Source organism: Pseudomonas sp. BN415 (genome assembly GCF_029871195.1).
GTDB classification, from domain to species: Bacteria; Pseudomonadota; Gammaproteobacteria; order Pseudomonadales; family Pseudomonadaceae; genus Metapseudomonas; species Metapseudomonas resinovorans.
On sequence record NZ_SSOK01000064.1, the window covers coordinates 89,119 to 109,542 of the forward strand.

The window sequence follows — 20,424 nt, forward strand, 5'->3', positions numbered from 1 at the left end:
GCGTCTTTCTGCCCCTGAATAATCCCTAGTGAGGAGGGCGCAATGGCCGTCACCAATAGGCTGGCCTGTTATTCCGACCCTGCCGACCACTACTCCCATCGTGTGCGCATTGTGCTCGCCGAGAAGGGGGTCGCTGCCGAGATCATCAATGTCGAGCCGGGCCGTTGCCCGCCCAAGTTGGCCGAGGTCAATCCCTACGGCAGTGTGCCAACCCTGGTAGATCGCGATCTGGCGCTCTATGAGTCCACCGTGGTGATGGAGTACCTCGAAGAGCGCTATCCCCATCCACCGTTGTTGCCTGTCTATCCGGTGGCTCGAGCCAATACTCGCTTGCTCATCCATCGCGTACAGCGCGACTGGTGTTCGCTGGTGGATCGTATCCTTGATCCGCGCAGCAAGGACGCCGACAAGGCGCTGGCGCGCAAAGAGCTTCGCGAGAGCCTGACCGGCGTATCGCCGCTCTTTGCCGACAAGCCCTATTTTCTGAGCGAAGATTTCAGCCTGGTGGATTGCTGCTTGCTGCCGATTCTGTGGCGCCTTCCCGTGCTGGGCATCGAGCTGCCGCGGCCGGCCAAGCCGCTTCTGGACTACATGGAACGGGCCTTCGCTCGAGACTCTTTCCTGGCCAGCTTGTCCGCCGCCGAGCGCGATATGCGCTGAGGAGACCAAGATGAATTCCAGTCGTCCCTACCTGGTCCGTGCTCTCTACGAGTGGATCGTTGATAACAACTGCACGCCGCACTTGCTGGTCAATGCCGAGCATGTGGGCGTGCAGGTGCCACCGGGCTACGCCAATGATGGCCAGATCGTGCTCAATGTTTCTCCCAGTGCTGTGCGCCATCTTCATATGGACAACGACGCGGTGAGCTTCGAGGGTCGCTTCGGAGGGGTTGCCCACAGCCTCTACATCCCTTCGGCTGCGGTAATGGCCATCTATGCCCGAGAAAATGGACAGGGCATGGTCTTCGATCTTGAGCCGCCGCTTCCCGGGGATGATCCAGAGCCTGACGATGACGGCCCCTCCGGTAATGAGCCGCCAAGTTCGGGGGGGGACTCTACGCGCCCAAGCGGCCGGCCCAGTCTAAAAGTGGTCAAGTAAGAAAAAAGGCGATCCTCGGATCGCCTTTTTTTGTGCCTGCCGCAGGGGTCAGTTGGTGTATTCGAAGAGTCGAACGATCTTCTGTACGCCGGAAACACTCTGAACGATGCTGGTGGCCAGTTGGGCTTCCTGGCGGGTGACCAGGCCTAGCAGATAGACGATTCCATTCTCGGTCACCACCTTGATCTGCGAACTGGGAACCTTGCTGTCGGCCAGTAGTTGGGTGGTGATCTTGGTGGTGATGGTGCTGTCATTCATGCGCGCCAGGGTGGAGGAGGGCGGCAGGACTTGCAGTTCGTTGTGCACGCGGCGTACGCCCTGAGCGCTCTGGGCAGCCTGTCCGGCCAGTTCCTTGAGGTCGGCGCGCGGCGTCTGGCCAGCGAGCAGCACCACGCCGTTGTAGCTGGAGACTACGATGTGCGAGTTGGTCTTCAGGTCAGCGCTGGCGGCCTCGACTTTCGCGCGCACCTTGGATGGCGTGGACTGGTCGTCGATGGTCTTGCCAATGGTGCGGCCACCGCAGCCGGAAAGCGCGAGGCAAAGGGCGAGGCCAGCGAGAATCAGGGGGGAACGGATCATTCTTCACTCCCAAACAGTTGACGGTCGATCAGGTCGCAGAGGCAGTGGATGGTCAGCAGGTGTACTTCCTGGATGCGTGCAGTGACCTTGGAGGGAACGCGGATTTCCACATCTTCGGGCAGTAGCAATGAGGCCATACCACCACCGTCGCGCCCCGTCAGGGCAACTACCACCATTTCGCGGTCATGGGCGGCCTGGATGGCTTGGATCACATTGGCCGAATTGCCGCTGGTAGAAATGGCCAACAGTACGTCGCCGGGTTGGCCGAGTGCGCGGATCTGCTTGGAGAAAACTTCGTTGTAGCTATAGTCGTTGGCGATTGAGGTGATGGTCGAACTGTCGGTGGTTAGTGCGATCGCGGGCAGGCTCGGGCGTTCGCGCTCAAAACGGTTGAGCAATTCCGAGGAGAAGTGCTGGGCGTCGCCGGCCGAGCCGCCGTTGCCGCAGGACAGGATCTTGCCCTCATTGAGCAGCGCGTGGACCATCACCATGCTGCCGTGCTCGATGTGCGGGGCCAGCAGTTCCATGGCCTGCAGCTTGGTATCGATGCTGGCTTGGAAGAGTTGGCGAATACGGGGTTGCATGTCCATCGGGTAAGACCTTCAGTGGGGCGACCGATCAGGTGTCGAAGGCATTCTTCAGCCAGGTCAGTCGCGGGGGTGAGTTACCGTCCATTGCATTGACGGCAATCACATCAAATCGACAAGGGTGTTTGGCCCAGCGGGATTCCTGCTGGAGGAACTGCTGGGCGGCGTATGCCAGTTTTTCGCGCTTGCGGGCATCGACGCTCTCGAGGGCGCCACCCCAGCCGGCATGACGCCGGTAGCGGACTTCGGCGAATACTACTGTATCGCCGTCGAGCATGACCAGATCGAGCTCGCCGCGACGGCACAGCCAGTTCTGGGACAACAAACGCAGTCCGTTTGCTTCTAGGTGGGCGCGGGCAAGGGCTTCCGCCGCTTGTCCGCGGGCGCGTTTGTCGCTCAAGAGTCGCTGTCTTTCAGGCGCTGGACCTGGCCATTTCGGAACTCAGCCCAGGGGAGCTGGCGTTCGATACGGCGGGCGGGGTTGAGGCTCAGTCGGCCGGAAAGGCCATCTACTTGGGTTTCCGGCAGTACTTTTAGTTGCGTTAGGCGCGGTGCCAGGCGATAGGCGTCTGCGCCCATGGCATAGAGGCGCCCCAGGCTGCCGCCGGCTTGTGGCCATTGGTTGCTGACCTGCTGGCGTAGTGGGTCGTCGCCGTTCAGCAGCCAGGGGGTTTCGCAGAAGCGGATACCGTTCAGGTCCTGGTACTGGGCCTGATCGTTGCCTGCCGAATAGAGATGGGAAGTGGCGTAGACCGGTACGTCGCCAGCGTACTGGAAGGCCAGGGTCGGTTTGATCTGTTGGGCTTGCTGTGGAGTAGCGGCGAGGAAGATGAAGTCGACGTCCTGGCGTCGCGCCGGTTGGGCGGCTACCGGTACGCCCAGGGTCCCCTGCAGGCGCTTGGCGCGGGCTTCGCTCTGGCGGAGCTGGAACAGATCGGCGATCTGCTGGGCCAGCGCCACCGGCTGGTCGACGTGCTCGGCGGCGATAAGGCGACCACCTTCGGCTTGCCAGCTCTGCTGGAAGGCACGCAGTACGCGATCCCCCCACTCGCCGCGAGGCACCAGGGCCACGGCGCTACGCATGCCGTCAGCCCAGGCGCGACGGGCCACTTCCCGGGCTTCATCTTCGGCGGCAAGGCCAAACTGGAAGAGTTGGGCTGGAGCTTCCTGGGCCGAGTCACTGTAGTTCAGGGCCAGGGTAGTGATGGGTAGTTGCTCTCGGGTGCTGAGCTGCTTGACCAGCGGTTTCTCCAGTGGACCGACTACCAGTTGTACGCCGTCGGCCTGGGCTTGGCGGTAGAAGTCGTCGATAGACGTCAGCTTGGAGCTGTCGTAGAGCTCAATGGTCGGTTGTTGCTGGCCGGACTGCTTCGCCTGGTAATGGGCGGCCAGGAAGCCATCGCGCAAGGCGCGGGACACGGAGGCCAGTTGGCCTTCCTGGGGTAGCAGGAGGGCAATCTTGGTCAGTGGTTGGCCGGCAACTTCCTTGAGTTTGGTCAGGGCCTGCGGTAGTTGCTTGGCGGCCGGGTGGTCCGGATTCATGGCGCGCCAGTTATCGATGGCGGCTTGTTGCTGTTCCAGGGTGGACGAGGTCTTGGTCAGGCTCGCCAGTTCCAGCCAGCCGGCAAGATCCTTGTCGGCGCCGCCTTGCAATTGGTCCAGTGGCAGGCTGGAAACCAGTGCCCAGATTGCTTCATGGTTGCTGCTGGCAGCTTCGCCGCTGAGCAGCGGAGCGATGAACACGCGTTCGCGGGCGGCGGCGAGTGTCTGGCCATCGGCCTCCAGAGTGCGGGCACGAACTAGTTGAGTGCGCACCTGCTGGTCAACGGGTAGCTCGGCAAGGTGGTCGAGGCTGGGATGGCTCAGTGCCTTGAGGGCGCTCTTGGGTTGGTTGCGGGCCATGGCCAGTTCGGCAGCCAGGGTGCTGGCGAATATCTGCTGGGCGGGCTTCAGGCTCTCCAGCGGGATCTGCTCCAGGATGCGAGCCGAACGACCGATATCCTGCTGTTTGTAGGCGAGGTCGGCGGCGGACAGGCGCAGCAGTGCGGCTTCTTCCGGCTTTGCCTCGCTGGCTTGCTGCAGCAGTTGCTCGATGCTGGCCTGGGGGGTGCGGGGCAGTTCGCCAAGGCTGGACGAGGGCGAACTGGCGCAGGCAGCCAGCAGGCCGGCGAGGCAGAGGGCGGAGAGCGGACGCAGGCAAGCGATCATTTATCGGTCCCGATACTCGTTGAAGAAAGACGCGATTGTACCCAAGCCCCGGTTGAGGCGCGATGTCGGGCCGGCGAATCGGGATACAATGCGCGCTTTAAGTCTTTTCCGAGGTGGCTTGTGACACTTTCCCCTGCCAGTGGCAGCGCTTGCGGCACGCTGTACGTGGTCGCAACGCCTATCGGTAACCTCGACGACATTACCGCCCGCGCACTGCGGGTGCTGCGAGAGGTTGCGTTGATCGCCGCCGAGGACACCCGTCACTCGGCCCGCCTACTGCAGCACTTCGGCATCGAAACACCGCTGGCTGCCTGTCATGAGCACAACGAGCGGGATCAGGGTGGGCGCTTCCTTGCGCGATTACAGGCAGGGGACGACGTGGCGCTGATTTCCGATGCGGGCACGCCGCTCATCTCCGATCCGGGTTTTCACCTGGTGCGACAAGCGCGTGCTGCGGGAATTGCAGTGGTGCCTGTGCCTGGGGCCTGTGCACTGATCGCCGCGCTATCGACCGCTGGTCTGCCGTCGGATCGATTCATTTTCGAGGGATTCCTGCCGGCCAAAGCCAATGCTCGCCGAGGGAGGTTGGACGAGTTAAAGGAAGAGCCGCGTACGCTGATCTTCTATGAGGCGCCTCATCGACTTCTGGAGTCTTTGGAAGATATGCGTGGCGTATTCGGTGGCGATCGCCCGGCGGTGCTGGCGCGGGAGTTGACCAAGACCTTCGAAACGCTGAAGGGCGCACCGCTGGATGAGTTGTGTGGCTGGGTGGCGGCGGACTCAAACCAGCAGCGCGGCGAGTGCGTAGTGCTGGTAAAGGGGTGGCAGGCGCCGGAGGGTGAGGGGGCTCTGAGTACGGAAGCGCTGCGAATTCTGGATCTGTTACTCGCAGAAATGCCGGTGAAGCGGGCTGCCGCGCTGGCGGCGGAGATCACGGGCGTGCGCAAGAATCTGCTCTACCAGGCGGCCTTGGAACGGCAGGGCGATTCCTGAGCTTGTTCTTGGGAGCGCGTGCCGTTAATCTTGGCGGTGGAGAGTCGATCGGGCAGTCGCTGTCTCATTTCGTTCTGCGATTTTGAGAGGGAGGAAAGTCCGGGCTCCACAGGGCGGAGTGCCAGGTAACGCCTGGGAGGCGCAAGCCTACGGAAAGTGCCGCAGAAAATAACCGCCTAAGCGCGCAAGCGCCGGTAAGGGTGAAAAGGTGCGGTAAGAGCGCACCGCACGACTGGCAACAGTTCGTGGCTAGGTAAACCCCACTCGGAGCAAGACCAAATAGGAATCCATGGCGTGGCCCGCGTCGGATTCGGGTAGGTTGCTAAAGGCTGTCAGTGATGGCAGCCGTAGATGAATGACTGTCCTCGACAGAACCCGGCTTACAGATCGACTCTCTGCTTTTTCTCCTTTCTCCTCCGCGTTAGCTCTTTCGCGTTCTCTTACCCTCCTTAGAAATACCGAAAAGATCTTACTCTTAACAATTTACTTTAAGTTCGAAGTTCAGCTTCCTGTAAGTGCTGGATTTTGCTCCGTCTTTGCCTCGGTATAACCATCCCAATCCCTTCCGAACCCTCGCTAAATTGCCGTCCTGTAAGGAGTTTTCCGCTTTTGCCCGCCTTGACGGTGGGGCTTGCGCATTTCTATAGTGTGCGGAAGTGGAGCGAAGTGGGTAGAAGTGGGATTCACTGGCACGGAAAGCCAATCAAAGGGGGAGCGCAGCCTTGTTTCGCGGAGCTAACGCCATCAGTCTCGACGCCAAAGGGCGACTCGCGATGCCAAGTCGGTATCGTGATGAGCTCGTTTCGCGTTGTGGTGGACAGCTCATCGTGACAATCGACGCCGTCGATCCCTGTTTGACTGTCTATCCCCTGCCTGAATGGGAGCTCATCGAAGCCAAGCTGCGAGAGCTGCCTTCCCTGCGCGAGGAGACTCGCCGCCTGCAACGTCTGCTGATCGGTAATGCCGTGGACCTGGAGCTGGATAGCGCCGGGCGTTTCCTTGTTCCGCCGCGCCTGCGTGAGCACGCCAGTCTGGACAAGCGGGCCATGCTGGTCGGCCAGCTGAACAAATTTCAACTGTGGGATGAAGACGCCTGGAACGCGATTTCCGAGGCGGATCTCATGGCAATCAAACAACCCGGCGGTCTGCCGGATGAACTACGTGACCTAATCCTGTGAGCGCAACCAGCAGCTTCCGCCATATCACCGTACTGCTCGAAGAGGCAGTGGAAGGACTCGCCTTGCGCGCAGACGGCTGCTACTTGGATGGCACCTTCGGGCGAGGTGGGCATAGTCGGCTCATTCTGGAACGGCTCGGGCCCGACGGGCGCTTGTTGGGGTTCGACAAAGACCCGCAAGCGATTGCAGCGGGGCAAGCTCTGGCGGCCGATGACGGCCGCTTTGTCATTGTGCAAAGGAGCTTTGCCGAGCTGGGTGATGAGGTGCAGGCGCGCGCCTTGGTCGGCAAGGTTGACGGGGTACTGCTCGACCTTGGCGTGTCCTCCCCGCAGCTGGACGATCCGGAGCGTGGCTTCAGTTTTCTGAATGATGGTCCGCTGGACATGCGCATGAACCCCGGCCGCGGCCAGAGCGCCGCGCAGTGGATTGCCAGCGCCGGCGAGGACGAAATCGCCCGCGTCTTCAAGGATTACGGAGAAGAGCGCTTCGCCAAGCGAATGGCCCGCGCCGTGGTGCAGCGTCGTGCTGAGAAACCATTCGAGCGCACCGCCGATCTGGCTGCTGTGTTGACCGCCGCCAATCCCGCCTGGGAGAAGGGCAAGAATCCTGCTACCCGCGCGTTCCAAGGCATTCGCATTCATGTCAACAATGAACTCGGCGACCTGGAGCAGGGGCTGGATGCTGCGCTGGAGTCCCTTGCTGTCGGTGGTCGTTTGGTGGTGATCAGCTTCCACTCGCTGGAAGATCGTATTGTCAAGCTGTTCATGCGCAAACACGCCAAGGGTGAAGCCGACAAGCTGCCCCGTGACCTGCCGGTTCGCCAGGCTGTCTTCGAGCCGCGCTTGAAGCTGCTGGGCAAGCCGCAGTACGCGTCGGACGAAGAGCTCAAGGCCAACCCGCGCTCACGTAGCGCAGTTATGCGTGTCGCGGAGAAGGTGCGATGAGTCGCATCTACGCCAAGCCATTGCCTGGCGGCAGCCTCCTGATGTTGCTGCTGTTCGTTGGCGTCTTGCTGTCAGCCATCGCGGTGTCGTACAGCGCCCACTGGAACCGCAAGCTACTCAACGAGCTCTATTCGGAGCTCAGTGTGCGCGACAAGGCACAGGCCGAATGGGGGCGCCTGGTTCTTGAGCAGAGCACTTGGACTGCACACAACCGCATCGAGTCCCTGGCCAGCGAACAGCTGAAGATGCGAATCCCCGATCCGACCGAAGTGCGGATGGTGGCGCCATGATGAAACTCGAAGGCGCGCTCTATCCGTGGCGCTTCCGGGTCGTCCTGGGTTTGCTCGCCATCATGATCGGTGCCATCTCTTGGCGTATCGTTGACCTGCACGTGATTGACCATGACTTCCTCAAGGCGCATGGCGATGCACGCAGCGTGCGGCATATCCCGATTCCCGCTCACCGCGGCCTGATCACCGACCGCAATGGTGAGCCCCTGGCGGTTAGTACCCCGGTTACCACCCTCTGGACCAATCCCAAGGATTTGATGGCGCTGCGCGGCGAGTGGCCGAAGATCGCCCAGTCACTGGGGCAGGATCCGAAGGCCTTTGCCCAGCGCATCGAGCAGAACGCCAACCGCGAGTTCATGTACCTGGTGCGAGGACTTACACCGGAGCAGGGGCAGGCCATCATCGCCAACAAGCTACCGGGGGTTTACGGCATCGAAGAATTTCGCCGCTTCTATCCGGCGGGCGAAGTCACCGCTCATGTGGTGGGCTTTACGGATGTCGATGACCGCGGTCGTGAAGGTGTCGAGCTGTCATTCGAAGAGTGGTTGGCTGGTGTGCCTGGCAAGCGCCAGGTACTGAAGGATCGCCGTGGTCGTCTGATCAAGGACGTTCAGGTTGCCCGCAACGCCAAGCCTGGCAAGACCTTGGCCCTGTCCATTGACCTGCGTCTGCAATACCTGGCCCACCGGGAGCTGCGCAACGCCCTGGTAGAAAACGGTGCCAAGGCGGGCAGCCTCGTGATCGTCGATGTGAAGACTGGCGAGGTACTGGCCATGGCCAACCAGCCCACTTACAACCCGAACAACCGTCGTAACCTGCAGCCGGCGGCCATGCGCAACCGCGCGATGATCGACGTCTTCGAACCGGGCTCGACCGTGAAGCCGATTTCCATGTCTGCGGCCCTGCAGACCGGCCGCTGGAAGCCTGAGGACAAGGTCGAGGTTTACCCCGGCTCTCTGCAGATAGGCCGCTATACCATCAAGGACGTATCCAGGAGCGAAGGTCCGATCCTCGACCTGACCGGTATCCTGATCAACTCCAGTAACGTCGGTATGAGCAAGATCGCCTTCGATATCGGCGGCGAGGCTATCTACGACACTATGCGCAAGCTTGGCCTGGGCCAGGACACCGGCCTTGGCTTCCCGGGTGAGCGCGTGGGCAACCTGCCCAACCACCGCGAATGGCGCAAGGCGGAAACGGCGACCCTGTCCTACGGCTATGGCCTGTCGACCACCGCGATCCAACTGGTCCACGCCTACGCCACCTTGGCCAATAACGGCCAGGCGGTACCGCTGTCGATGACTCGTGTGGACAACGTCCCCGATGGCGTCCAGGTCATTCCCGAAGATGTCGCCAGGACCATGCAGGTCATGCTGCAGCAGGTGGTCGAGGCGCCGCGCGGTGTGTTCCGAGCGCAAGTGCCGGGCTACCACGTGTCCGGCAAGAGTGGCACGGCACGTAAAGCCAGCGTAGGAACCAAGGGCTACACCCAGAACGCCTATCGCTCGCTGTTCGCGGGCTTCGGTCCTTCCACAAATCCGCGCATTGCGATGGTGGTGGTGATCGATGAGCCCAGCAAAGCGGGCTATTTCGGTGGTCTGGTTTCCGCCCCGGTATTCGGCAAGGTCATGGCCGGCGCGCTGCGACTGATGAACATCGCGCCAGACAACCTGCCCACCGAGGAACAACAAACCGCAAACGCGGTTACCGGCAAAGGAGGGCGGATCTGATGCCCATGCCACTGAACCAACTACTGCCCCAAGCACAATGCGCCACCCTGATTCGCGAACTGACCTTGGACAGCCGCAAGGTGCGTCCGGGCGATCTGTTTCTGGCTGTGCCCGGCGCACAACACGACGGTCGTGCCCATATCGCCGACGCAGTGGCGCGCGGTGCGGTCGCCGTGGCCTATGAAACTACTGGTGCCGAGGTGCCTGAGGTCGTCGGCGCGGAACTGATTCCGATCAAAGGCCTGGCCAACCAGCTGTCGGCCATTGCCGGCCGTTTCTATGGCGAGCCGAGCCGTGCCCTGCGCCTCGTTGGCGTCACCGGCACCAACGGCAAGACCAGTGTTAGCCAACTGCTGGCCCAGGCCCTTGACCAATTGGGCGAGCGTTGCGGCATTGTCGGCACTCTGGGTACCGGATTCTACGGCGAGCTGGAAAGCGGTCGTCACACCACGCCCGACCCGTTGGCCGTGCAAGCCACCCTGGCTAATTTGAAACAGGCCGGTGCCCGAGCCGTGGCGATGGAAGTCTCTTCCCATGGTCTGGAGCAGGGCCGGGTTGCCGCCCTGGACTTCGACGTAGCGGTGTTCACCAACCTGTCCCGTGATCATCTGGACTACCACGGTTCCATGGAGGCCTATGCGGCGGCCAAGGCCAGGCTGTTCAGCTGGCCCAACCTGCGTGCGCGGGTCGTCAACCTGGATGACGAGTTTGGTCGCCAACTGGCTAACGAGCAGCACGAGTCGCGCTTGTTCAGCTACAGCCTGGAAGATTCAAGTGCCTTCCTTTATTGCCGCGAAGCCCGTTTCGACGATCACGGTGTAAGCGCCCACGTAGTTACCCACCAGGGCGAAGGCCTTCTGCGCAGCCCGTTGCTGGGCCGATTCAACCTGAGCAACCTGCTTGCCGTGGTTGGCGCGCTGCTGGCCATGGATTACCCGCTGGCCGACGTACTGCATGTCCTGACGTCGCTGCAAGGCCCGGTTGGTCGTATGCAGCGTCTGGGGGGAGGCGAGAAACCCCTGGTGGTAGTGGATTACGCCCACACACCGGATGCGCTGGAAAAAGTTCTCCAAGCTCTGCGTCCACACGTCCAGGGTCACCTGCTCTGCCTGTTCGGCTGTGGCGGTGATCGGGATCGCGGCAAGCGCCCACTGATGGCGGCCGTCGCCGCGCGCCTCGCCGACCGGGTGCTGGTGACCGATGACAATCCGCGCACCGAAGACCCCGCGCAGATATTCGGTGACATCCGCCCAGGTTTTGCCGACGCCGACAACGTTGAGTTCGTCGCCGGCCGCGGTATGGCGATTAGCCAACTGATCGCCTCCGCCAATGTTGACGATGTGGTGCTGTTGGCAGGCAAGGGACATGAGGATTACCAGGAGATCGCCGGCGTGCGTCATCCCTTCTCCGACCTGGACGAAGCTGCCAAGGCGCTGGATGCCTGGGAGGTGCCGCATGCTTAAGCCCTTCCAGTTGTCTGAACTGCTCGCGCCGCTCCAGGGAGAGCTGGTGGGGGCCGACGTCGCCTTTACCGGCGTCTCTAGCGACAGCCGCAAGATTGAAGCCGGACAACTATTCGTTGCCCTGGTCGGCCCGCGCTTTGACGGACACGACTACCTGTCAGACGTCGCTGCGAAAGGTGCCGTCGCTGCCCTGGTACAGCGCAAGGTGGCTGACGCTCCAATTCCGCAACTGCTGGTGGCCGATACCCGCGAAGGTCTCGGCCGTCTGGGGGCCTACAACCGCGATGGCTTCACCGGCCGTGTTGCGGCGGTCACCGGTTCCAGTGGCAAGACCACGGTCAAGGAAATGCTCGCCAGCATCCTGCGGACCCAAGGTTCCGTGCTGGCTACCCGCGGCAACCTGAACAACGATCTCGGCGTGCCCCTGACTTTGTTGGAGCTGGGCGCCGAACACGACAGCGCCGTCATCGAGCTCGGCGCCTCCCGTGTCGGCGAGATTCTCTACACGGTACGCCTGACCCGTCCCCAAGTAGCGATCCTGAACAATGCCGGCACTGCCCATGTGGGTGAATTCGGTGGGCCCGAGAAAATCGTAGAGGCCAAGGGTGAAATCCTAGAAGGGCTGTCGTCTGACGGTATCGCTGTCCTGAATCGCGACGACCGCGCATTCGACATCTGGCACGCACGTGCTGCCGGTCGGAAAGTCATCAGTTTCGGTCTGGATGATTCGCGCGCCGACGTGCGTGCCGAGAACCTGGCTCGGGATGCCCGCGGATGCATGGCTTTCAGCCTTCGCGGCGTAGTCGGCGAAGCGGACATCCAGCTCAACCTGTTGGGGGCGCACAACGTCGCCAACGCTCTGGCCGCTGCTGCAGCCGCCCATGCCCTGGGCGTGCCGTTGGTCGGGATCAAGGCGGGCCTTGAAAACCTGCAGCCTGTCAAAGGCCGCGCCGTAGCGCAGCTCGCCACCAGCGGCATGCGCGTAATCGACGACAGCTACAACGCCAACCCCGCGTCGATGCTTGCCGCCGTTGATATACTCGCCGGCTTTTCCGGTCGCACCGTTCTGGTGCTCGGAGATATGGGCGAGCTCGGCGAATGGGCGGAGCAGGGCCACCGTGACGTAGGCGAATACGCGCGCGGCAAGGTTAGCGCCTTGTACGCCGTCGGTCCGCTGATGGCACAAGCGGTTACTGCCTTTGGCACTCAAGGGCGCCATTTCGCCGACCAGGCCAGCCTGATCCAGGCGCTGGTCAGCGAGCAGGACTCAAACACCACAATTCTGATCAAAGGCTCCCGCAGCGCAGCGATGGACAAAGTCGTCGCGGCGCTTTGCGGGACGGGGGAGGCTCACTAATCATGCTGCTGCTGCTCGCTGAGTACCTGCAACAGTTTCATAAGGGGTTCGGTGTATTCCAGTACCTGACCCTGCGCGGGATTCTCGGCGTCCTGACGGCGCTGTCGCTGTCGCTCTGGCTCGGTCCCTGGATGATCCGTACTCTGCAGATTCGCCAGATCGGCCAGGCCGTGCGTAACGACGGCCCGCAATCGCATCTGTCGAAATCCGGCACGCCGACCATGGGGGGTGCGCTGATTCTGACCGCCATTGGCATCAGTACCCTGCTCTGGGCCGACCTGTCCAACCGCTATGTATGGGTGGTGCTGGCCGTGACCCTGGCCTTCGGCGCCATCGGTTGGGTAGACGACTACCGCAAGGTGATCGAGAAGAACTCCCGTGGCCTGCCGAGTCGCTGGAAGTATTTCTGGCAGTCCGTATTTGGTATTGCCGCCGCGATCTTCCTCTATATGACCGCTAGCACTCCGGCCGAGACCACCCTGATCCTGCCGCTGGTGAAGAACATCGAGATCCCGCTGGGCATCGGCTTCGTGGTGCTGACGTACTTTGTGATCGTCGGCTCCAGCAATGCGGTGAACCTGACTGACGGACTCGATGGGCTTGCCATCATGCCGACTGTCATGGTCGGCGGCGCACTGGGGATCTTCTGCTACCTGTCGGGCAACATCAAATTCGCTGAATACCTGCTCATCCCGTACGTACCGGGTGCGGGAGAACTGATTGTGTTCTGTGCCGCCCTGGTAGGTGCCGGCCTCGGCTTCCTCTGGTTCAACACCTACCCGGCCCAGGTCTTCATGGGCGACGTAGGAGCCCTGGCTCTGGGGGCGGCCCTGGGCACTATCGCCGTGATCGTGCGCCAGGAAGTGGTGCTCTTCATCATGGGCGGCGTGTTCGTTATGGAAACCCTGTCGGTGATGATCCAGGTCGCGTCGTTCAAGCTGACCGGTCGTCGCGTTTTCCGCATGGCTCCTATTCATCACCACTTCGAACTGAAAGGCTGGCCCGAACCCCGGGTCATCGTACGGTTCTGGATCATCACTGTGATCCTGGTGCTGATCGGTCTAGCCACCCTGAAATTGAGGTAACCGAGAGTGACGCTGATCGCTTCCGACCAGTTCCGCATCGTTGTCGGCCTCGGCAAGAGCGGCATGTCCCTGGTGCGCTTCCTGGCGCGCCAGGGCGTTCCGTTTGCCGTGGCTGATACCCGTGCGAACCCGCCGGAACTTGCGACGCTCCAGAGTCAGTTCCCGCAGGTGGAAGTGCGTTGTGGCGAGCTTGATCCGGACTTCCTCAGTCGCGCCAGCGAACTCTATGTGAGCCCTGGCCTGGCGCTGGCCACACCGGCACTGCAGGAAGCCGCCCGACGCGGCACCAAGCTGTCCGGCGATATCGAGCTGTTCACCCGACATGCCAAGGCGCCGATCGTTGCCATCACCGGCTCCAACGCCAAGAGCACCGTCACCACGCTGGTGGGCGACATGGCCAAGGCTGCCGGCAAGCGCGTTGCCGTGGGCGGCAACCTCGGCACGCCGGCACTGGATTTGCTGGCCGACGACATCGAACTCTACGTACTGGAACTGTCGAGCTTCCAACTGGAAACCACCGATCGGCTGAACGCCGAGGTGGCAACGGTGCTCAACGTCAGTGAAGACCACATGGACCGTTACGCCGACATGCAGGCCTATCACCTGGCCAAGCACCGCGTCTTTCGTGGCGCACGCCAGGTTGTGGTCAACCGAGGCGATGCGCTGTCGCGACCGCTGGTGGCTGACCAGGTGCCCTGCTGGACCTTCGGCCTCAACAAGCCCGATTTCAAATCCTTCGGCCTTATCGAGGAAGAGGGTGAGAAGTACCTGGCCTACCAGTTCGACAAGCTGATGTCGGTGCGCGAGCTGAAAGTCCGCGGCGCCCACAATCAGTCCAATGCCCTGGCCGCCCTAGCCTTGGGACATGCCGTGGGCCTGCCGTTCGAACCCATGCTGGGCACCCTGCGGACCTTCGCCGGTCTGGCCCATCGTTGCCAGTGGGTACGTGAGCTGCACGGCGTTTCCTACTACGACGACTCCAAAGCCACCAACGTCGGGGCGGCCCTGGCGGCAATTGAAGGTCTGGGAGCTGACATCGACGGCAAGCTGGTGCTGATTGCGGGCGGTGATGGCAAGGGCGCGGATTTTTCTGGGCTCAAGGCGCCGGTGTCACGTTTCTGCCGCGCCGTCGTTCTGCTGGGGCGCGATGCCGAGTTGATTGCCGAGGCTCTGGGGGACGCAGTTCCTCTCGTGCGGGTCAGAACCCTGGAAGATGCCGTGCAGCGTTGCGCCGAGCTGGCCGAAGCCGGCGATGCCGTGCTGCTCTCGCCGGCGTGCGCCAGCCTGGACATGTTCAAGAACTTCGAAGAACGCGGTCGTCTGTTCGCGCAAGCCGTGGAGGGGCTCTCCTGATGCTGGCCCGTCTGCTCGCCGCCCCCTCGCCGCTGCGTAGCCGCCGCGGCGTCGACATCGACTTCCCGCTGCTCGCCGGTTGCCTGTCGCTACTCGGCCTGGGCCTGGTGATGATCACCTCGGCTTCGTCGGAGGTCGCGGCGGCCTCGTCTGGCAACCCGCTGTACCACATGATCCGTCATCTGATTTACCTGGCGATTGGCCTCGGTGCGGGCTTGGTCACCCTGCAGATACCCATGGCCTTTTGGCAGCGACATGGCGCCCGGCTGATGCTGGCCGCCATCGTTCTGCTGATCCTGGTGCTGCTGCCTGGCATCGGTCGCGAGGTCAACGGCGCGAAGCGCTGGATCGGCTTCGGTCTGTTCAACCTGCAGCCGTCTGAGTTGGCCAAGTTGTTCACCGTGATGTTCATCGCTGGTTACCTGGTGCGTCGCCAGGATGAGGTGCGTGAAAAACTCACCGGCTTCATCAAGCCGATGCTGGTGCTGGGCCCGATTGCGGTGCTGCTGCTGGCCGAGCCGGACTTCGGTGCCACCGTGGTGCTGGTGGGCTCCTGCATCGCCATGTTGTTCCTTGGTGGCATCAACCTGTTGCGCTTCATCCCTCTGGTCGGTGCGGTACTTGCCGCCGGCGTGCTGGTAATGACCAGCCAGAGTTACCGGATGCAGCGTCTGACCAACTTCATCGACCCCTGGGCTGACCAGTACGGTGCCGGCTATCAACTTAGCCAGGCGCTGATTGCCTTTGGCCGTGGGGAATGGTTCGGCGTGGGGTTGGGTAACAGCATCCAGAAGCAGTTCTACCTGCCAGAAGCCCACACCGACTTTGTCTTCGCTGTGTTGGCCGAAGAGTTGGGCATGATCGGTGCCCTGGCCACTGTTGGCTTGTTCGTCTTCGTAAGCGTCCGCGCTCTCTATATCGGTCTCTGGGCGGAGAAGGCGCACCAGTACTTCTCCGCCTATGTCGCTTATGGCCTGGCTTTCCTCTGGATCGGCCAGGTTCTGATCAACATCGGCGTGAACGTCGGCTTGCTGCCGACCAAGGGACTGACATTGCCGTTCCTCAGCTACGGCGGCAGCTCCCTTGTGATCTGCTGCGTCAGCCTCGCCTTGCTGCTGCGTATCGAGTGGGAGCGGCGTACCCAACTGGGCAATGAGGAAGTGGAGTTCGTCGAGAGCGATTTCTTCGACGAGGAGGTGCGCCCATGAGCGGCAACGTGCTGATCATGGCCGGCGGCACCGGCGGCCACGTCTTCCCGGCTCTGGCCTGCGCCCGCGAGTTCCAGGCGCGCGGCTTCAAGGTGCATTGGCTGGGCACACCAAAAGGTATCGAGAACGAATTGGTACCCCAGGCCGGTCTGCCCCTGCATCTCATTCAGGTGAGCGGTTTGCGGGGCAAGGGGCTGAAGTCGCTGCTCAAGGCACCGTTCGAGTTGCTGAAGTCGCTGTTCCAGGCACGTCGCATCGTGCGTGATCTGAAACCCATCTGCGTACTCGGTATGGGGGGCTATGTCACGGGGCCAGGTGGTCTGGCCGCTCGCCTGTCCGGTGTGCCGCTGATCATCCACGAGCAGAATGCCGTGGCGGGTACCGCCAACCGCAGTCTGGCGCCATTCGCCAGCCGCGTGTGCGAGGCTTTCCCCGAAACCTTCGGGAAAAGCGATAAACGGCGGACCACCGGCAACCCGGTGCGTGAGGAGCTGTTCCTGGAGACGCCGCGTGATGCGCTGTCAGGTCGCAAGCCGCGCCTGCTGGTGCTGGGCGGGAGCCTGGGCGCCGAACCGCTGAACAAGCTGTTGCCTGAAGCTTTGGCCAAAGTACCGGCGGACTTGCGTCCGGAGGTATTCCACCAGGCGGGGCGCAAACATGACGAGATCACCGCGGAGCGTTATCGCGAAGCTGCGGTCGAAGCCGAGGTCGCGCCCTTCATCAAGGATATGGCTCGTGCCTATGCCTGGGCCGATCTGGTCATCTGCCGTGCGGGTGCCCTGACCGTGAGCGAACTGGCAGCCGCTGGGCTGCCATCGTTCCTGGTGCCGCTGCCCCATGCGATCGACGATCACCAGTCGCGCAATGCCGATTATCTGGCGAAGGAGGGCGCGGCTGTCCTTCTTCCGCAACATTCCACTGACGCGGCCAAGTTGGCCGCTCAGCTGACCGAGGTCCTGATGCAGCCCGAGAAACTCAAGGCCATGGGTGCTACCGCCCGCCGTCTGGCCAAACCTGCCGCCACCCGTACTGTGGTTGAGATCTGCCTGGAGGTGGCCAATGGTTGAGAGTCAGAAAGCCATGCCGCAGCCGGAGATGCGTCGCATCCGCCGTATTCATTTCGTCGGTATTGGCGGTGTGGGTATGTGCGGGATCGCTGAGGTGTTGCTGAACCTTGGCTACCGGGTATCCGGTTCCGACCTCAAGACCTCGGCCGTAACCGAGCGTCTGGAGAGGTTCGGGGCGCAGATCTTCATCGGTCACCGTGCCGAGAATGCCGAGCACGCTGACGTGCTGGTGGTTTCGAGCGCCGTCAACAAGTCCAACCCCGAGGTTGCGGTTGCCCTGGAGCGCCGCATCCCGGTCGTTCCGCGTGCCGAAATGCTCGCCGAGCTGATGCGCTACCGGCATGGCATTGCGGTCGCTGGCACCCACGGAAAAACCACCACCACCAGCCTGATTGCGTCGGTCTTCGCCGCTGGCGGCCTCGACCCGACATTCGTCATCGGTGGCCGACTGAACGCCGCGGGTACCAATGCCCAGCTTGGCACCAGCCGCTACCTCGTGGCTGAGGCCGACGAAAGCGACGCCAGCTTCCTGCATCTGCAACCGATGGTGGCAGTGGTCACCAATATCGACGCCGATCATATGAGTACCTACGAGGGGGACTTCAACAAGCTGAAGAAAACCTTCGTCGAGTTCCTCCACAACCTGCCGTTCTACGGCCTGGCCGTGCTTTGCGTAGACGACCCGGTGGTCCGCGAGATCCTGCCCCAGGTGGCACGCCCCACTGTGACCTACGGCTTCTCGGAGGACGCAGACGTACGCGCCATCAACGTGCGCCAGGAAGGCATGCGCACCTGGTTCACCGTCCTGCGCAAGGACCGCGAGCCGCTGGATGTCTCGGTGAACATGCCGGGCAACCACAACGTACTCAATTCCCTGGCCACCATTGCCATCGCTACCGACGAGGGCATTAGCGATGAAGCTATCGTCCAGGGCCTGTCCGGCTTCCAAGGGGTGGGCCGGCGCTTCCAGGTCTACGGCGAACTGGAAGTGGAAGGCGGCAGCGTGATGCTGGTGGATGACTACGGCCACCATCCGCGCGAAGTGGCTGCGGTGGTCAAGGCCGTTCGCGGTGGCTGGCCGGAGCGTCGCCTGGTGATGGTCTACCAGCCGCACCGCTTCAGCCGTACCCGCGACCTGTACGACGATTTCGTACAGGTGCTGGGCGAAGCCAACGTGCTGCTGCTGATGGAGGTCTACCCGGCTGGCGAAGAGCCGATCCCCGGCGCCGACAGCCGCCAGCTCTGTCACAGCATCCGTCAGCGCGGCCAACTGGATCCGATCTATATCGAGCGTGGCGTTGACCTGGCACCGCTGGTCAAGCCGCTGCTGCGTCCCGGCGACATTCTGCTCTGCCAGGGTGCCGGCGACATTGGCGCGCTGGCGCCACAACTGATTCAGAACCCGTTGTTTGGCGGTCAGCCTGCTGACGCCGCCAAGAGGAAGACGAAATGAGCGCGCAATTGAAATCCACCCTCGAACCGGCTGCGTTCGGCCGGGTCGCCGTGCTCTACGGTGGCAAGAGCGCTGAACGCGAAGTTTCGCTGAAGTCCGGCGCCATGGTGCTGCAGGCTCTGCAGGCCGCGGGTGTGGATGCTTTCGGCATCGATGTGGGTGATGACCTTCTGCAGCGCTTGCAGGCAGAGAAGATCGACCGCGCCTTCATCATCCTCCACGGCCGTGGAGGCGAAGACGGCAGCATGCAAGGTCTGCTGGAGTGCCTGGGCATTCCCTATACCGGAAGCGGCATCCTGGCGTCAGCCCTGGCGATGGACAAGCTGCGCACCAAGCAGCTGTGGGTCAGCCTCGGTCTGCCGACGCCGCGCCACGCCGTACTCGCCAGCGAGCAGGACTGCCGCCAGGCTGCCGCCGAGTTGGGCTTCCCGCTGATCGTCAAACCCGCCCACGAAGGCTCCAGCATCGGCATGGCCAAGGTGGAGAACGTCGAGGCACTCATCGAGGCTTGGCGTGATGCTGGCGCTTACGACCCGCAGGTGCTGGTGGAGCAGTGGATCCATGGGCCGGAGTTCACCATCGCCTGGCTACGCGGCGAGGTGCTGCCGCCCATCCGTCTCGGTACACCGCACACCTTCTACGACTACGACGCCAAGTACCTGGCCAGTGATACCCGCTACCAGATCCCCTGTGGCCTGGATGCGGACAAGGAAGAGGAGCTGAAGCTGCTCACCGCGCGTGCCTGCGAGACCCTCGGCATCCAGGGCTGGGCCCGGGCCGATGTGATGCAGGACGCTGAAGGGCGTTTCTGGCTCCTTGAAGTCAACACCGCACCCGGCATGACTGATCACAGCCTGGTGCCCATGGCAGCGCGCGCTGCGGGTCTGGATTTCCAGCAGTTGGTGCTGGCGATTCTGACCGACAGCGTCGAGGCAAGGGGCTGATTCCATGCGAAGCGCCACTATCCGTCGTCAGGAACCCGTAATCGGTCGCGCCGTTCCGCCGCGCAAGCCGATGCCGCGTGGCGCCAGTCGGATGGTGGCGAAGGAACCGCTGACGCAGCGCCTACCGAAGCCCAGCTTCGGCTTCCTGCGGAAACTGGTCTGGCCGGTGATGCTGGCGGTGCTCGGCTTCGGCGCCTATGAGGCGGCGCAGCGACTGCTGCCTTACGCTGACCGGCCCATCGCCAAGGTCAATGTGCAGGGCGACTTGAGCTACATCAGCCAGCAGGCGGTGCAGCAGCGAATCGCGCCGTACATCGCCGCGAGTTTCTTCAGCATCGACTTGGCGGGCATGCGCCGCGAGCTGGAACAGATGCCGTGGATTGCCCATGCCGAGGTACGTCGGGTGTGGCCGGACCAGGTGATGGTCCGCCTGGAAGAACAACTGCCCATCGCCCGTTGGGGCGATGAAGCGCTTTTGAACAATCAGGGCCAGGCCTTTACTCCGCGCGAGCTGGCCCACTATGAGCAGCTGCCGCAGCTCTGGGGGCCGCAGCGGGCCCAGGAACAAGTGATGCAGCAATACCAGATGCTCAGCCAGATGCTGCGTCCGCTCGGCTTTTCCATAGTCCGGCTGGAACTGCGTGAGCGCGGTAGCTGGTTCCTGTCCACCGGCCAGGGCGTCGAGCTGCTGCTGGGGCGGGATCATCTGGTGGAAAAGATGCGGCGTTTCATCTCGATCTACGAGAAAACGCTGAAGGATCAGATAGCGAACATCGAGCGCGTCGACCTGCGCTACCCCAACGGCCTTGCAGTGGCCTGGCGGACGCCGGTCGAGGCCCCAGCGGCGGCTGCGGTCGCCGTGCAGTGAATTGAGAGAGAAGGTTAG

Annotated in this window: 20 protein-coding genes and 1 other RNA gene; 17 read left to right on the plus strand and 4 right to left on the minus strand. The window is 62.5% G+C overall.

What is annotated here, in order from left to right; all coding sequences use genetic code 11:
• Window positions 1-42: 42 nt before the first annotated feature.
• Both E8F20_RS22490 and E8F20_RS22495 read left to right on the plus strand, forming a co-directional pair.
• Window positions 43-660, plus strand: a complete 618-nt coding sequence (locus tag E8F20_RS22490; protein ID WP_280285725.1) for a glutathione S-transferase N-terminal domain-containing protein — start codon at window positions 43-45, stop codon at window positions 658-660.
• Window positions 661-670: 10 nt separating this feature from the next.
• Entirely contained in the window at window positions 671-1,099 is a 429-nt protein-coding gene (locus E8F20_RS22495; protein WP_280285726.1) for a ClpXP protease specificity-enhancing factor, read from the plus strand.
• A gap of 48 nt (window positions 1,100-1,147) precedes the next feature.
• On the opposite strand, the gene E8F20_RS22500 is transcribed toward E8F20_RS22495, so the two are convergent.
• From E8F20_RS22500 to E8F20_RS22515, 4 genes are read right to left on the minus strand one after another with little or no spacing between them, the layout of a single operon-like run.
• Window positions 1,148-1,678, minus strand: coding sequence for a BON domain-containing protein (locus tag E8F20_RS22500; protein WP_280285727.1), 531 nt, complete (start codon window positions 1,676-1,678; stop codon window positions 1,148-1,150).
• Window positions 1,675-2,268 (minus strand): phosphoheptose isomerase, encoded by a 594-nt coding sequence (locus tag E8F20_RS22505; RefSeq protein ID WP_088192012.1) that lies wholly within the window; start codon window positions 2,266-2,268, stop codon window positions 1,675-1,677. The genes E8F20_RS22500 and E8F20_RS22505 overlap by 4 nt, the downstream gene beginning before the upstream one ends.
• 28 nt (window positions 2,269-2,296) lie before the next feature.
• Window positions 2,297-2,665, minus strand: coding sequence for a YraN family protein (locus E8F20_RS22510; protein ID WP_280285728.1), 369 nt, complete (start codon window positions 2,663-2,665; stop codon window positions 2,297-2,299).
• Window positions 2,662-4,473: a penicillin-binding protein activator gene (locus E8F20_RS22515; RefSeq protein ID WP_280285729.1), complete on the minus strand. Its 1,812-nt coding sequence runs from the start codon at window positions 4,471-4,473 to the stop codon at window positions 2,662-2,664. Before E8F20_RS22515 ends, E8F20_RS22510 begins: the two co-directional genes overlap by 4 nt.
• A gap of 120 nt (window positions 4,474-4,593) precedes the next feature.
• Here E8F20_RS22515 and rsmI point away from each other — a divergent pair, with 120 nt between their 5' ends.
• From rsmI to E8F20_RS22590, 15 genes are all read left to right on the plus strand, one after another.
• Entirely contained in the window at window positions 4,594-5,466 is an 873-nt protein-coding gene (gene rsmI, locus E8F20_RS22520; protein WP_280285730.1) for a 16S rRNA (cytidine(1402)-2'-O)-methyltransferase, read from the plus strand.
• A gap of 40 nt (window positions 5,467-5,506) precedes the next feature.
• Window positions 5,507-5,865: RNase P RNA component class A (gene rnpB / locus E8F20_RS22525), an RNA gene on the plus strand.
• Between the two features lie 323 nt (window positions 5,866-6,188).
• Entirely contained in the window at window positions 6,189-6,644 is a 456-nt protein-coding gene (gene mraZ, locus E8F20_RS22530) for a division/cell wall cluster transcriptional repressor MraZ (RefSeq protein WP_028628457.1), read from the plus strand.
• Window positions 6,641-7,588 (plus strand): 16S rRNA (cytosine(1402)-N(4))-methyltransferase RsmH, encoded by a 948-nt coding sequence (gene rsmH / locus E8F20_RS22535; RefSeq protein WP_280285731.1) that lies wholly within the window; start codon window positions 6,641-6,643, stop codon window positions 7,586-7,588. The genes mraZ and rsmH overlap by 4 nt, the downstream gene beginning before the upstream one ends.
• On the plus strand, window positions 7,585-7,878 hold the full coding sequence (gene ftsL / locus E8F20_RS22540) for a cell division protein FtsL (protein ID WP_280285732.1): 294 nt from the start codon (window positions 7,585-7,587) through the stop codon (window positions 7,876-7,878). Before rsmH ends, ftsL begins: the two co-directional genes overlap by 4 nt.
• Entirely contained in the window at window positions 7,878-9,608 is a 1,731-nt protein-coding gene (locus E8F20_RS22545; protein WP_280285945.1) for a penicillin-binding transpeptidase domain-containing protein, read from the plus strand. The genes ftsL and E8F20_RS22545 overlap by 1 nt, the downstream gene beginning before the upstream one ends.
• Entirely contained in the window at window positions 9,608-11,071 is a 1,464-nt protein-coding gene (gene murE, locus E8F20_RS22550; RefSeq protein WP_280285733.1) for a UDP-N-acetylmuramoyl-L-alanyl-D-glutamate--2,6-diaminopimelate ligase, read from the plus strand. Before E8F20_RS22545 ends, murE begins: the two co-directional genes overlap by 1 nt.
• On the plus strand, window positions 11,064-12,428 hold the full coding sequence (gene murF / locus E8F20_RS22555) for a UDP-N-acetylmuramoyl-tripeptide--D-alanyl-D-alanine ligase (protein ID WP_280285734.1): 1,365 nt from the start codon (window positions 11,064-11,066) through the stop codon (window positions 12,426-12,428). The genes murE and murF overlap by 8 nt, the downstream gene beginning before the upstream one ends.
• Window positions 12,429-12,430: 2 nt before the next feature.
• On the plus strand, window positions 12,431-13,513 hold the full coding sequence (gene mraY, locus E8F20_RS22560) for a phospho-N-acetylmuramoyl-pentapeptide-transferase (protein ID WP_028628451.1): 1,083 nt from the start codon (window positions 12,431-12,433) through the stop codon (window positions 13,511-13,513).
• A 6-nt stretch (window positions 13,514-13,519) separates the two neighbouring features.
• Window positions 13,520-14,866, plus strand: a complete 1,347-nt coding sequence (gene murD / locus E8F20_RS22565; protein WP_280285735.1) for a UDP-N-acetylmuramoyl-L-alanine--D-glutamate ligase — start codon at window positions 13,520-13,522, stop codon at window positions 14,864-14,866.
• Window positions 14,866-16,074, plus strand: coding sequence for a putative lipid II flippase FtsW (gene ftsW, locus E8F20_RS22570; RefSeq protein ID WP_280285736.1), 1,209 nt, complete (start codon window positions 14,866-14,868; stop codon window positions 16,072-16,074). The genes murD and ftsW overlap by 1 nt, the downstream gene beginning before the upstream one ends.
• Complete coding sequence (gene murG / locus E8F20_RS22575) at window positions 16,071-17,141, plus strand: undecaprenyldiphospho-muramoylpentapeptide beta-N-acetylglucosaminyltransferase (RefSeq protein ID WP_280285737.1); 1,071 nt, start codon at window positions 16,071-16,073, stop codon at window positions 17,139-17,141. Before ftsW ends, murG begins: the two co-directional genes overlap by 4 nt.
• A complete protein-coding gene (murC, locus tag E8F20_RS22580) occupies window positions 17,134-18,594 on the plus strand; it encodes a UDP-N-acetylmuramate--L-alanine ligase (RefSeq protein WP_280285738.1) in 1,461 nt (486 codons plus the stop codon). The genes murG and murC overlap by 8 nt, the downstream gene beginning before the upstream one ends.
• A complete protein-coding gene (locus E8F20_RS22585; protein WP_280285739.1) occupies window positions 18,591-19,538 on the plus strand; it encodes a D-alanine--D-alanine ligase in 948 nt (315 codons plus the stop codon). Before murC ends, E8F20_RS22585 begins: the two co-directional genes overlap by 4 nt.
• Window positions 19,539-19,542: 4 nt before the next feature.
• Complete coding sequence (locus E8F20_RS22590) at window positions 19,543-20,406, plus strand: cell division protein FtsQ/DivIB (protein WP_280285740.1); 864 nt, start codon at window positions 19,543-19,545, stop codon at window positions 20,404-20,406.
• The last annotated feature ends 18 nt before the right edge of the window (window positions 20,407-20,424 follow it).

Coding starts and splice junctions, on each gene's coding strand:
- E8F20_RS22490 (WP_280285725.1), top strand. CDS start 43: ATGGCCGTCACCAATAGGCTGGCCTGTTATTCCGACCCTGCCGACCAC.
- E8F20_RS22495 (WP_280285726.1), top strand. CDS start 671: ATGAATTCCAGTCGTCCCTACCTGGTCCGTGCTCTCTACGAGTGGATC.
- E8F20_RS22500 (WP_280285727.1), bottom strand. CDS start 1,678: ATGATCCGTTCCCCCCTGATTCTCGCTGGCCTCGCCCTTTGCCTCGCG.
- E8F20_RS22505 (WP_088192012.1), bottom strand. CDS start 2,268: ATGGACATGCAACCCCGTATTCGCCAACTCTTCCAAGCCAGCATCGAT.
- E8F20_RS22515 (WP_280285729.1), bottom strand. CDS start 4,473: ATGATCGCTTGCCTGCGTCCGCTCTCCGCCCTCTGCCTCGCCGGCCTG.
- ftsL (WP_280285732.1), top strand. CDS start 7,585: ATGAGTCGCATCTACGCCAAGCCATTGCCTGGCGGCAGCCTCCTGATG.
- E8F20_RS22545 (WP_280285945.1), top strand. CDS start 7,878: ATGAAACTCGAAGGCGCGCTCTATCCGTGGCGCTTCCGGGTCGTCCTG.
- murE (WP_280285733.1), top strand. CDS start 9,608: ATGCCCATGCCACTGAACCAACTACTGCCCCAAGCACAATGCGCCACC.
- murF (WP_280285734.1), top strand. CDS start 11,064: ATGCTTAAGCCCTTCCAGTTGTCTGAACTGCTCGCGCCGCTCCAGGGA.
- mraY (WP_028628451.1), top strand. CDS start 12,431: ATGCTGCTGCTGCTCGCTGAGTACCTGCAACAGTTTCATAAGGGGTTC.
- ftsW (WP_280285736.1), top strand. CDS start 14,866: ATGCTGGCCCGTCTGCTCGCCGCCCCCTCGCCGCTGCGTAGCCGCCGC.
- murG (WP_280285737.1), top strand. CDS start 16,071: ATGAGCGGCAACGTGCTGATCATGGCCGGCGGCACCGGCGGCCACGTC.
- murC (WP_280285738.1), top strand. CDS start 17,134: ATGGTTGAGAGTCAGAAAGCCATGCCGCAGCCGGAGATGCGTCGCATC.
- E8F20_RS22585 (WP_280285739.1), top strand. CDS start 18,591: ATGAGCGCGCAATTGAAATCCACCCTCGAACCGGCTGCGTTCGGCCGG.
- E8F20_RS22590 (WP_280285740.1), top strand. CDS start 19,543: ATGCGAAGCGCCACTATCCGTCGTCAGGAACCCGTAATCGGTCGCGCC.